We start from the raw sequence: 12,198 nt of genomic DNA, 5'->3' as shown, positions 1-12,198 counted from the left end.
TACTACGTAGAAACAGAAGTACGTGGCTCGACTGAATTATCAGTATTGTCCGCGACGGCGGGGACATTCTGGTCTGTGAGGGTTTTCCCGGGAATCTCGGACAATCCGCGTTCGGCCAGATTGCGCCGGGCCTGAGCAAGCGGGAATGCGAGAACGCGCAGGTCGTGGAAGAGCTTCACGCCGATGGTCGGCCAGATCGCGCCGGTCAATTTGTAGGTCAGCGCGAGCGCGACACCACCGAATATCACCTGGGCGGAGACGGCGGGACGGAATCCGTGCCGAAGACCATCGATGACGCCACCGGCAACGATGATCAGGATCCAGAACGGCAGGTCCGGCCACAGCAGCGCGACCGCGTAGATGGTGAAGCCGCGGTAGACGACCTCCTCGGCGGGCGTGCTGAACGAGTTGGCCAGCCACCAGAACCGCTCGATGGATGACTCCGGCGTGATGAAGACGACGTACTCGATCTTGTGCGCGATCCAGTCCTTGCCGCGACGGCCGCCGACCAGCGGAATCAGCACGGGCCCAAGGAGATACGACACGTAGATGGTGACGATGGCCAGGCTGATGATCTTCTCGGCCAGCGAGAAGCCGCGGAAGACGGAGAAGTCGAAGTGCGTCAGGCCGAGCTCGTGCACCGAGGTGCCGCTGACGGCGAACGCGACGATGATGACGGCGAGCGTTGCCCAGGTGCGGAAGACGCCACCCTGATACAGCCGCACGCGCGCGTCGGATCTTTCACCGAATTCCTTCGTGAAGGCACGCACCGAGAATATCTCGAAGAATGGCTCCGCGAAGATGAGGTAGACGAGCAGAATTATGCAGAAGATTTCCATCGGGAGGCCCCGTTCACTATCCGGTCGGGTCGGTCTTTACATTTCAGTGGAGTGGGGTCGTCCGCGCCCTCATGCTTGGGACAACTATTTAACGCAGGTTGAGGAAAACATCAGTGACTTCGCTCTACTGCCCGAGCTCTAACATCACCTACCTACGGCGTCGTCCTGAACACATCGGCAGACAGTACAACCGTCCTGAGATGACTGTCTACAGCTTCCACCTGGAAGCTCCTGTGAGCTGAGACACCGGTTTTATACGGAGTAAGGGCCTCCGCATGCGGTGCGCGCAATACGTCCGATTCGCACTATTTTTTCGTCCGATTTCACCTGGTCGGACCAATGTCGTTAACCGTTTACCGCATCGCATTCAACTGCTGGAAACATTAGGCGCCGCTCAGCGGAACGTCTAGTCACGCCAATTTGATAGCTACTTGTTTGCTATAGATGTGCAACCGTCCAACACCGTATGTACGGCCGTCCAACACCGTGCCACGGCACGCCCTCGCGGCCGGACCCCGATCGGTGCCGATTCCGACCCATCGCGGACCCGCCGCGGACCCCATCGAGGGCTCGCCGCGGACCCCGTCGAGGCCCGAGCGCCGAAAAAATTCCAAGCGGGAATAGCTGGGACAGGACTACGTTCCTTGGTGGTGGTTAGTCGAACAAACGAAAGGGGCCGCGCGCGTGGCGACCGAGACAATGGCATCCTCTGTCGGCTTTCGATCGGAGCGCGGCGCCATCCTCGGTTCGCTGATGCTCGCGATGGCACTGGTGGCGTTGGATTCCACCATCATCGCCACCGCGGTGCTGACGATCACCCGCACGCTCGGCGGATTCGCCCAGTTCCCGTGGTTGTTCTCCGTCTATCTACTGGCGCAGGCCGTCACCGTCCCGGTCTACGGCAAGCTCGCCGACACGGTCGGGCGTAAGCCGGTCATTCTGTTCGGGATCGCGGTATTCGCGCTCGGCTCGCTGCTGTGCGGGCTGGCGACGAGCATGCTCGCGCTGATCATCTTCCGCGCGGTGCAGGGCATCGGCGCCGGCGCGATCCAGCCGATGACGATGACCATCGCGAGCGATATCTACACGCTGACCGAGCGCGCCAAGGTGCAGGGCTACCTGGCGAGCGTGTGGGCGGTGTCCTCGGTGGCGGGGCCGCTGCTCGGCGGCGTCTTCGCCGATTACCTCAGCTGGCGCTGGATCTTCCTGATCAACCTGCCGCTCGCGGCCGTGGCGGCCTGGATGCTGCTTCGCCACTTCTCCGAGAGCGCGCCACGGCGCAAGCAGCAGGTGGACTATCTCGGTGCTGCCCTATTGACGGTGGGCGCTGGTGCGCTGATCCTCGGTTTACTCGAGGGCGGCCAGGCGTGGGCGTGGGACTCCCCCTCGAGCATCGGCATCTTCGTTGGCGGCGCGGTGCTGCTCATACTGTTCGGCCTGGTCGAGCGGCGGGCGGCGAACCCGATCCTGCCGCTGTGGGTGTTCACCCGGCGGGTGATCATCGCGAGCAGCTTGGTCTCGGTGCTCGTCGGCGCCATCCTGGTCGGCTTGACCTCCTATGTCCCGACGTTCACGCAGGGCGTGCTCGGCACCGGCGCGCTCGTCGCCGGACTCACCGTCGGCGCGCTCACCCTTGGCTGGCCGATCGCGGCGGGCCAGGCCGGAAAGGTGTACCTGCGCATCGGGTTCCGGGCGACCGCGCTGATCGGCAGCGGGCTTGCGACGGTGGGTGCCGCGACGACCCTGCTGATCACCGAGGATTCCACGCTGTGGCAGGTCGGCGGATCGTGTTTCCTGATCGGCATCGGCATGGGCCTCGTCGCGTCACCCACCATGATCGCGGCGCAGGCGAGCGCGGAATGGACCGAACGAGGTGTGGTGACCTCGGCCAATATGTTCGGGCGCTCGATCGGCAGCGCGGTCGGCGTCGCGGTCTTCGGCGCGATCGTGAACTCACGGGTCGGCCACACCGATCACCCGGTGCCGTCGACCCTGTCGTCGGCGGTGCATCTGGTCTTCATCACGGTATTCGCGATGGCGGCGGTGATGGTGCTTGCCTCGGCGTGCATGCCGGGCCGCAAGACCGTGATCAGCTGAGCCTGCCGTTCGCTACGCGGGCAGGTGAGCGGCGATTTCGGCGAGTGCGCGGTCGCGGTGTTCGGGCGGCAGTTGATCGACCGCGGCGCGGACCGTCGCCAGGGCGGAGTCCGAGAGGCCGTCGAGGGTGCTGCGGTATTCGTTCCACAGCTCGTGATCGGCGGCGGCGCTGAGCATTTCGACCAATTTCGCCTCGGGTACCAGGGCGACCATCCGCTCCAGGTGCTCGGCGTCGTCGACGAGGTAGGCCGCACGGATCAACGCGGTTCCGTCGACGGCGGCTTGTGCGGCGGCGACGGCCTCGTCGGAGATCGCGGCCATCAGATCGCCGAGGGTGATCCAATCTTCTTGCTCGGCAAGCAGTTTGCCGACCGCGGCGACGGTGTCGGTGGGTATCCCGGCGATGATGTAGCCCGAGCGGCGCGCGTCGAGCAGCGGGGCGACCTCGGCGAGGAAGTCCACCGGCAGGCGCTTGGCCACGTCGACCGCGTGGGACGGCTCGAGCACGCCGGCCATGCGCGCCGCGAGCAGCGCGTTGCGGTTGCGCGCCACCAACTTCGCGATGATCTGGGCGGGGATCACCTTGGCGGCCGCCGCGGTTTTGCGCAGGCCGCCGGATTGGCTTTCGAACAGCAGGTCGGCGATCTGGAAGCGGAAGTCCCTGAGGTCGTCGGCGGGGACGTCGGCGAGGTAGGCGAGCTGATCGACGGGGACGCCGAGCGTGCGGGCCAGTTTGATCACCTGGGCATCGGTCTTGTCGGTCACAGCCCGGCCGCCTTCTTGACCGCGCCGCGCAGCAGGCGGGGGACGAAATCCAGCAGCGAGTACGCGGCGGTTTCGAGGTCCTTCGCCTGCTTGCGCCTGGCCTCGGCCAGCACCGTGGCGAGTTCGGCCTTGACCTCGGGTGCCAGCGCGGCGATCCCGGCGGGCAGTTCGCCCGGCACCAGTTCGTGCAACGTCTTCGTCATATCGCTACCTCCACGGCTCGACTCACTACCGAATCGCCCCAACCCACACCGGGCTCAGTTGCGCGCAACGCTACTGTGCCGAGTCCGTGCCCGCTCAACGCGCCACCAGGATCACAGCCCGCCGAGCACGACATGAGTCCTGTTCGATCGCACTCGTTCTCGGGATGCGCACCGCGTACAGGAGCTAAGCGAGGCGGTGCGGTTCTCGACTACGAGTGCGGATCTGCGGCCATAGCGGCGGGGTCGTCGCGGCGGGTCAGAGGTCGAGGACCAGGTGGGTGAGGAGGCCGGGGGCGGTGGTGCAGAGGCGGAGTGGGTGGGGGTAGTGGTCGGCGGCGTGCGGGCCGGTGGCGGTCAGGGCTACCGCTTCGCAGGTTCCGCAGATGCCTGCTCGGCACATCGAGTCGATCGCGATGCCCGCGTCTTCCAGGGCCTCGAGCACGGTGAACGCGGGTGGGACGAGCACCGTGCGGCCCGATCGGCGCAGTTCTACGAGGAGGGGCGGGCGGTGCGTCATCGGACCGGGCAGCGGGCTAGGCCGGTGGCCGAGTCGTCGTGTTGGTCGTAGGGGGTGCCGTAGATGCCGACGCGGGCGGCGAGCAGCTTGGCGACCTTGGTGTTGCGCCGCCAGACCGGGTCGTCGGCGGCCGCGCGCCGCACCATGCGGTCGTTCGCGCCCGGTAGTGCGTCGTCGAGTGCCCGCAGCCGGACATCGAGTGCTGCCGCCACGCCTGTCAGAGTCGACCACGGCCGCACCGGAACCTCATGTAATGGCGTGCTGCGGACCAACTCTCGCACGAGCGGTTCGCTGCTGAAGTAGGTGAGCAGGCCGAGCAGCGGTGCCGTCGCTTGGACTTTCAGTCGATCGAGCAGGCTCGTCGCACCCGCGAGCCGGCGGGTCGCCGCCCCGGCCATGTTCGCGGTCCACTCCGGCGCGACACCGGCCGTGGCGACCATGTAGTCCGACATCTCCATGCCCTCGCGCGCCGTGCGCGGGATCAGTTCGTCCGCGACGCCGAACACGTAGGCGATGTAGGCCCAGTAGTGCATCACCGCATTCAGTTGCCGCTCAGTGCATTTGCGGCCGTGGGTGTGGTCGAAGCACATCGGCGACAGGCCGAAGGTCACCGCGGCGCCCATCATCGTGCTGTTGGAGATGGGGTTGCCGTGCGTGGCGAAATGGCCGGTGCCCCAGGCGCGGTGCAGTCCGGCGCGCACCTGCGCGTGCATGAGTCGCACGCGCACAGTGTCTTTGAAGACCGGCGATCGGCGGTCCATGCCGCCGCGGACCGTCACATTGCGGAACCAGGTGGCGGTCTCCAGGTTTCGCCGGTAGGGATCGTTGACGAACCGGCCGGTGGCGCCGGTCGCGGAGGCGACCTCCGCGCCGACGAACGTGCCCATGAAGTCCTGCACGCCCATGGCGAGTTTGCCGGAGGTCGAGACGTTGATCCACAGCTGGCGGCCGTATTCCCAGAGGTCGGGGTCGTACCAGTCCGGTGGGTTGTCGAGCGTGGCGAACAGTGCCACCAGTTCCGGCGGCGGATCGTCGATGGCGTCGATGCCGTGGTCGAGCGCCTCGTCCAGCAGCCGCCTGCCCGCGGCGGTGCCGATCCGGCGGAACGCGGCGACCAGGTTGTCCATCGGCTCGTCGCCCTGCCAGAGATGGTCGGCCATCAGTCGGGTGCGTGGCGTTTCGGCCGGGACCGGCCGCACGTCGATCCAGGGCGAGAGGATCGATTTCCTTGGCTCGAACCACAATTCGGAGGCGACGGCACGCGGTGGCGGCGGGCGTAGCGGCATGCCGGGGCGATAGTAGTAGTCGAAGGGGTGCGCGGCGGTGTTCACGTCCAGCATCGGTCAAAATCCTGTCAGTTGCCGGAATTTCGTGGCGGGGGTCGACCCGTGATCAGCGTGTACCGGGCAATAGTGTTTGGGGTCGTCGCGATGTTCGGTTGCGGGCCAGAGCAATTCGGGCGCCTCCGGCGGTGCCAGCGCGGCGGGTCGTAGTCCGCGTTCGCGGCGGCGCCCGGCCCGGATGCGCGGGAAGAAGTAGCGGATCTCGTCCGGTGTCACCCGGTTCATCGCCGTGAGCAGCGCACACCAGCGGTCGAACCAGAACTGGTCGCCCCGCGTCCAGGTGAAGCCCATGATGCGCCGGATCGATGGGTCACACAGGCCGATGGTGACGAACTGATAGAACCTGGCGCCGAACGGCCGAACCATCTTCTCCCACAGCGGTTTCGGCAGCATGTCCAGCACCGGAAACGGCGGCACCGGCGCGTTCTCGGCCAGCCGATACACCTCCCACGAGGCTGTGGTCGGCTCCAATACGTTCTCGCACATGTCATTCCAGTAGACCTGGAACTCCGCCCAGCTCTTCGGGACGACACGCATGCTCATCCCATACATCTCGTACCACTGGTATTGCTCGCGCCACAGCTGTTCGCGTTGCGCTGGCGTCAGTCCGCCCATGAACAGCTCGCCCGCACGCAACGTCTGCACGAAGAACACCGCGTGCGCCCAGTAGAACGTGCCGGGGTCCAGCGCGTGATACCGCCGCCCCTGCTCGTCGGTGCCCTTGATCGTGCGGTGGTAGTCCACGATCTCGCGCGCGGTCTGCGCGGCCCTCGGACCGTCGAAGACCACGCCGACAATCGGATACGCCGAGCGCAGCACCCGTTGATAGAACTCGTCGTTGATCTCGGAGTGGTACTCGACGCCGGCCCCGAGGCCGGGATGCATGTTCTGCACCATGCCGAGGAACAGTCCGCTCGGCGCGAAGTACAGCGAGCCGAAGATCTGCCAGGTCAACGAGTCGGGGCCGAGTGGAACGGGGGCGCGGTGGCGCTCGTGCACCACGTCATTGTGTGCAACCATGCATTGATGCTGACACGAATAAATACTCGCGTTCAATTCGTCTTCTGATGCCACCGAAGACGCGGAAAACGCCGCAGCAGCAACGCTCGCGCGCCATGGTGCAGCGCATCATCGACGCCGGGCAGACAGTGCTCATCGAACACGGTTATGACGGCGCGTCCACCAATCGGATCGCCGAGGCGGCGGGCATCAGTCCCGGTTCGCTGTATCAATACTTTCCAGGCAAGGACGCCATCGTCACCGCAGTGATCGACCGGTACAACAGCGAGGTCGCGTCGCGGGTGCACAGCAGTGTGCTTGCCCAGCTCAATCAGCCGCCCGAAACTGCTGTTCCGGCAACGATTTCCGCGCTGCTCGACGCGTTGGGCAGCCATCCGGCGCTGCTGCGTGCCGTGATCGAGCAGACGCCGCGGCTGAGCGGGGACAACACCGTTTTCGCGTTCGAGCAGCAGATCGGGGAGTTGGCGCGGGTGGCGTTGACCATGCATCGGGCCTCGTTGCCCGAGGATGTGGACTTCGAGGCGGCCTCGTGGATGCTGGTTCGCGCGGTCGAGCATCTCGCCATTCGCTACATCCTCGACCAGCCCCCGGTCTCCCGCGAGCGCTTCCTCGCCGAGATCACACGCTTGGTGTTGAACTACTTTCGCCCGACCTCAGGGCTCTCACCTGCGCAGCAACGTTCACGAGCAGAACGCGAGTAACCGCAGCCGCACCCATCCTGATTTCCCGTACCTGAATTCGCAGGCGATTCCAGGTGCGGGAAATCAGAAAACGTGCGGCTAGCGACCGGCGGACTGACGCGCGGGATCGATTGTCCCGCCACTCTTTCCGAGGCGGGTGAGCGCAAGGTAACCGGCGGACACCAATACCGTCCACACGACGCCGACGACAACGGCGGTGCGGCCACTATCGGTGAAGAACAGCAACACGACCACCAGCGCGAGGAACGCCAGCGCAAGCACGGTCGTGTACGGCGCTCCGGGGAGGCGATAGTCGGCCGCGGGAAGTTCGCCGCGGGCGACCCTCGCGCGGTAAATCAGGTGGCAGACCAGGATCATGCCCCAGACGAAGATGATGCCGATGGTGCTCACCGAGGTGATGTAGGCGAATGCCTTGTCCGGGGAGATGACGTTGACGATCACGCCGATCACCATCGCGGCCGCCGACGCCGAGATGCCGAGGTAGGGCACGTGGCGCGAGCTGAGCTTGTTGAGCGCTGCCGGTGCTTCCCCGTGCAGCGACAGGGTGCGCAGCATGCGGCCGGTCGAGTAGATGCCCGAGTTGCAGGACGACAGCGCGGCCGTCAGCAGCACGAAGTTGATGATGCCCGCCGCACCGGGGATGCCGATCTGCTGGAACACCTCGACGAACGGGCTCTTGCCCGCGTGGAAGGTGCGCCAGCTCGACACCGACATGATCACCAGGAGCGCGCCGACGTAGAACAGGCCGATCCGGAACGGCAGCGTGTTGATCGCCTTGCGCAGTGTCTTGCGCGGTTCGCGCGCCTCGCCGGCGGTGACGCCGACCAGCTCGACACCGACGTAGGCGAACAGCACGATCTGCAGCACAAGCAGCGACTGACCGAAGCCGTTCGGGAACACGCCGCCGTCGGCCCACAGGTTGGTCACGGTCGGGTTGGCGGCGTGCCCGAAGCCGATGGTCAGCACGCCGATGCCGAGCAGGATCATGCCGATGATCGCGGTGACCTTGATGGCGGAGAACCAGAACTCGCCCTCACCGAACAGCCGCACCGAGATCAGGTTGGCCACGAACATCACCGCGAGCACCACAAGCGCCGTGATCCACGGTTGGATGTCGAACCAGTACTGCACGTACTTGCCCGCCACGGTGATCTCGGCCATACAGGTGGCCACCCACACCGCCCAGTACGACCAGCCGGTGACGAAACCCGCGTAGCGCCCGAGGAATTCGTGCGCGTACTCGGCGAAACTGCCCGAGACGGGACGGTAGGTGAGCAGCTCGCCAAGCGCTCGCATGATCACGAAGATCGCCACGCCCGCCGCCAGGTAGGCCAGGATCAGGGCGGGACCGGCCTGCTCGATCGCGCCGCCAGCACCGTAGAACAGGCCGGTGCCGATCGCGCCGCCGATGGCGATCATCTGAATGGTGCGCGGGCTCAGGCCGCGCGAGTAGCCCTCCGAGTCGCCGGTCGAATCGTGGGTTCCAGCGTCCGATAATTGACTGTCGGCAGCTGTCATAGTGCGGTCCTTCTCTCTAGCGGCAACGAAACGCGACGTCCCGGATCGTCGGGCGGTGACCCCGGACACATGACATGGGATCATCGCATGTTCCGGGTTCGAACAGCACGTCACGCTACCGGTCGGTCGCCTAAAACAGCGTCAGGCGGCCGTAACTTCCCAGGTCAGCGCGCCAGCCGTCAGCCCCTCCTGGGAGCTGGGTCCGGTGCCGTGGATTACGGTCGGGTGGTTGCCGCGCCTGGACCGAGGGTCGATCGCGAAGGTCCGCTGAGCTCACTTCAGGCCGAAGCCGTGATTCTCCAGTGACGTGCGCAGCCGGTGGCGACCGTTGAGGCTGGCCGCCGAGGCGAGCCTGGCCAGTACCCGTTCGGTCCATGAGTGCGAAAGCTGTTGTTCGGCATAGAACTCGGCGATGCGGCTCTCGTAGTCGGTGACGTGGTCGCGCTGCGTGGCCAGGTCGTAGGTTTCGTGGTGCAGCACCGCCGCTTGCGGCAGCCGCGGTTTGACCCTGGTCTCCTCGGTCGGATCGGGGTGGCCGACGAGCAGGCCGAAGGGCGCGAACACCTGCGGGGGCAGATTCAGTTCCGCCGCAACGTCTTCCGGGTGGTTGCGCAGGGCGCCGAGATACACGGTGCCGAGGCCGAGGGATTCCGCGGCGACGACCGCGTTCTGCGCGGCGAGGGCGGCATCGATGAAGCCGACGTAGCTGGATTCGAGGTAGTCGGCGCCGTCCAGCGGCGCGTCCTTGTCGTCCGCGAGTTGGCGCAGGCGCGCGAAATCGGCTGTCCAGACCAGCAATACGGGCGCCTGTAGGATGTGCGCCTGATCACCGGACAGTGCCGCGAGCCGCGCTTTGCGCTCGGGATCGCGCACCGCGATGACGCTCCACGCCTGCAGGTTCGACGAGGTGGGCGCGGACTGGGCGGCCGAAATCAGCAGGCGCAGTGTGTCATCCGAGACCGGGTCGGCAAGATAGCGGCGGACCGAGCGATGCTCGTGCAGCACCTGCAGAACCGGGTTCCACTGGGCGGGTTCGGTAGGCTTGGGGTCGCGGTAACGCTGCTGCACCAGGTGAGTCGGCGTCGGCACGGTCTGGGTCATATCCGCCATACTGGACTGCCGCGGCCCGTCCGTCAGCGGTTGCTCGCACAGTGAGCCGAACGCCGCCGAGATTCCCATGGAGATCAACTCGGAGTAGGGTCAGTAAGGTAACCCTAATTAACAGTAGTGGAGGATTACTTATGGCTCGACCCCGCACCACCCTGACCGTGCAGCACACCGAGTGGCTGAGCCCGCACCTCATTCGGGTCCACCTCGGCGGCCCCGGCTTCGCCGCGTTCCAGGCCAGCGAGTTCACCGATTCCTACGTCAAGTTCATCTTCGAGCGTGACGGGATCGATGTGCTGCGCACCTACACCGTCCGCTCGGTCGACCAGGACGCAGGCCAGCTCGCCGCCGATTTCGTGTACCACGGCGCCGAGGGCATCGCGGGTCCATGGGCGGCCGAGGCCAAGCCCGGCGACACCATCGACCTGTTCGGCCCCGGCGGCGCGTACGCACCCCGCGCCGACGCCGACTGGCACCTGCTTGCCGGTGACGAGGCGGCACTGCCCGCCATCGCCGCCGCGCTGGAAGCGATGGACTCGACGGCCGTCGGCTACGCGTTCCTCGAGGTCGCCGGACCCGACGACGAACTGCCGCTGCGGAAGCCGGAGGGCATCGAGCTGACCTGGCTGCACCGCGGCACCCAGGCGCCAGGCGAGGTGCTCGCGGAAAGCGTGCGCAAGGCGCCGTGGAAAGACGGCCAGGTCCAGGTCTTCATCCACGGCGAGGCCCAGTCCGTCATGCACGACATGCGCCGCTACGTCCGCCGGGAACGCGGCGTGACCGCCGAATGGGCCGCCTCGATCTCCGGTTACTGGCGTCGCGGACGCACCGAAGAGGGTTTCCGTGAATGGAAGGCCGAACTCAAGGAACAAGAAACCGCACCGGCGACCAGCTGAGCGCACCCACTGCCGCGTACGTCTTCTCCGCCCGGGCACGACATTGCTGACGAATTCGTGCGCGGGCGGAGAATTCACGCGCGGCAGCGGGTTCAGCGCGGTGGTCGTGGCTTGCCGAGAACCTCATCGATCGCCGACCGAGTCGCCGCGACATACTTCGCCGGGTCGACCAGGAACACGTCGTGCGCGGCGTCGAGTTCGATCACCGTCGCATCGAGCAGCTCAGCCAACTCACGCTGATCCTTGGGCGGCACCGCACCGTCTTGCGTGGTGACCACAACTGCCGTCGGCAATCCGGCAAGCTCCGCCGCATACGGCCGGAAATCGAAGACATACTCGGCGAGAATCACGTCGACGATCACCCGCGGATGACACCGCCCCAGTTCCGCCCGCAACCACGGCCACAGCCGCGCGACCTCATCGGACTTGACCCGAGCCTTCCAGAAATAGGACAGCGGCACCGACCGCCCGATCCCGCCGCTGCGATGCGCGAACGGCCGCAGGCCCCGAAAGAACACCCGCCCGATCTTGTCCTCGGCACTATCGAACGCCATCGCGGTAGCCTCAAAAACCAACCCGCGCACCCGATCTCGATGCCGCCGGGCAAACTCCAACCCCACCGGCCCACCCAGCGAATACCCGCACACCACCACCTGATCGATGCCGAGCGCATCCAACACCGCCGCCGCATCATCAGCACACTGCGCGATATCGAACCGCTCCCCCACCCCCAACGGCAGCCCCCTGCCATGCCCCCGCATGTCCATCGCGACCAGCCCATAATCGTCCGCGACAGGCTGCATCAGATGACAGAAGTTCACATCCGCCGTCAACGCCCAACCATGCAGCACCAGAACAGGATTCGCCCCGTCCACAAACCGCACATCAACAGTCGACCCGTCGGCCAGCACAACCGTTCGCCGCGCAGGAAACGCGACCGGAGCAGCGATCTCATCACCACGTGAAAGGCCCGTCACCTACCCGACGGTAGCCGATAATCACACCGCCCGTTCGCCCGAGCCGCGCAAAGCTTCGCGCTGTCCGCTTTGCGCGCTAGATCACGTGCAATGGAGACCGACCAAGCAGGGCAAATATGACATCGAGTCCACCTACGTCTACGCCGATCCGCACGTGCCGGGCGGTAATGACACTTTCGGACTTGGTGATCGCGTGACCGTCCGTGTCTACTGCC

The 12,198-nt window shown here is 66.0% G+C and carries 12 protein-coding genes; 3 read left to right on the top strand and 9 right to left on the bottom strand.

What is annotated here, in order from left to right:
• Positions 1-2 precede the first annotated feature (2 nt).
• Complete coding sequence (locus tag OG203_RS45570; RefSeq protein ID WP_405163421.1) at positions 3-839, bottom strand: type II CAAX prenyl endopeptidase Rce1 family protein; 837 nt, start codon at positions 837-839, stop codon at positions 3-5.
• A 684-nt stretch (positions 840-1,523) separates the two neighbouring features.
• Between OG203_RS45570 and OG203_RS45565 the strand changes: the two genes are divergently transcribed.
• Positions 1,524-2,936, top strand: coding sequence for an MDR family MFS transporter (locus tag OG203_RS45565; protein WP_405163420.1), 1,413 nt, complete (start codon positions 1,524-1,526; stop codon positions 2,934-2,936).
• Between the two features lie 12 nt (positions 2,937-2,948).
• On the opposite strand, the gene OG203_RS45560 is transcribed toward OG203_RS45565, so the two are convergent.
• From OG203_RS45560 to OG203_RS45540, 5 genes are all read right to left on the bottom strand, one after another.
• Positions 2,949-3,701 carry a hypothetical protein gene (locus tag OG203_RS45560; protein ID WP_405163419.1) on the bottom strand — a complete coding sequence of 251 codons (753 nt, stop codon included), beginning with the start codon at positions 3,699-3,701 and terminating at the stop codon, positions 2,949-2,951.
• The gene (locus OG203_RS45555; protein WP_405163418.1) at positions 3,698-3,904 is read right to left on the bottom strand and encodes a hypothetical protein; all 207 of its coding nucleotides are present in this window, start codon (positions 3,902-3,904) and stop codon (positions 3,698-3,700) included. The genes OG203_RS45560 and OG203_RS45555 overlap by 4 nt, the downstream gene beginning before the upstream one ends.
• Positions 3,905-4,160: 256 nt before the next feature.
• Positions 4,161-4,421, bottom strand: coding sequence for a 2Fe-2S iron-sulfur cluster-binding protein (locus tag OG203_RS45550; RefSeq protein ID WP_405163417.1), 261 nt, complete (start codon positions 4,419-4,421; stop codon positions 4,161-4,163).
• The gene (locus OG203_RS45545) at positions 4,418-5,761 is read right to left on the bottom strand and encodes an oxygenase MpaB family protein (RefSeq protein ID WP_405163416.1); all 1,344 of its coding nucleotides are present in this window, start codon (positions 5,759-5,761) and stop codon (positions 4,418-4,420) included. The genes OG203_RS45550 and OG203_RS45545 overlap by 4 nt, the downstream gene beginning before the upstream one ends.
• A gap of 3 nt (positions 5,762-5,764) precedes the next feature.
• Positions 5,765-6,784 carry an oxygenase MpaB family protein gene (locus OG203_RS45540; RefSeq protein ID WP_405163415.1) on the bottom strand — a complete coding sequence of 340 codons (1,020 nt, stop codon included), beginning with the start codon at positions 6,782-6,784 and terminating at the stop codon, positions 5,765-5,767.
• 47 nt (positions 6,785-6,831) lie between these two features.
• Between OG203_RS45540 and OG203_RS45535 the strand changes: the two genes are divergently transcribed.
• Complete coding sequence (locus tag OG203_RS45535; protein ID WP_405163414.1) at positions 6,832-7,485, top strand: TetR/AcrR family transcriptional regulator; 654 nt, start codon at positions 6,832-6,834, stop codon at positions 7,483-7,485.
• A 78-nt stretch (positions 7,486-7,563) separates the two neighbouring features.
• Here OG203_RS45535 and OG203_RS45530 read toward each other — a convergent pair whose 3' ends face one another.
• Positions 7,564-9,003 (bottom strand): amino acid permease, encoded by a 1,440-nt coding sequence (locus OG203_RS45530; protein WP_405163413.1) that lies wholly within the window; start codon positions 9,001-9,003, stop codon positions 7,564-7,566.
• 273 nt (positions 9,004-9,276) lie between these two features.
• Complete coding sequence (locus tag OG203_RS45525) at positions 9,277-10,104, bottom strand: NADPH-dependent oxidoreductase (protein WP_405163412.1); 828 nt, start codon at positions 10,102-10,104, stop codon at positions 9,277-9,279.
• A 140-nt stretch (positions 10,105-10,244) separates the two neighbouring features.
• Here OG203_RS45525 and OG203_RS45520 point away from each other — a divergent pair, with 140 nt between their 5' ends.
• Positions 10,245-11,006, top strand: coding sequence for a siderophore-interacting protein (locus tag OG203_RS45520; protein WP_405163411.1), 762 nt, complete (start codon positions 10,245-10,247; stop codon positions 11,004-11,006).
• Between the two features lie 92 nt (positions 11,007-11,098).
• Here OG203_RS45520 and OG203_RS45515 read toward each other — a convergent pair whose 3' ends face one another.
• Complete coding sequence (locus tag OG203_RS45515) at positions 11,099-11,983, bottom strand: alpha/beta fold hydrolase (RefSeq protein ID WP_405163410.1); 885 nt, start codon at positions 11,981-11,983, stop codon at positions 11,099-11,101.
• Positions 11,984-12,198: the final 215 nt, after the last annotated feature.

It is taken from the genome of Nocardia sp. NBC_01499 (assembly GCF_045040275.1).
Taxonomy (GTDB): Bacteria; Actinomycetota; Actinomycetes; order Mycobacteriales; family Mycobacteriaceae; genus Nocardia.
This window is presented reverse-complemented; position numbering and strand designations above follow the sequence as displayed.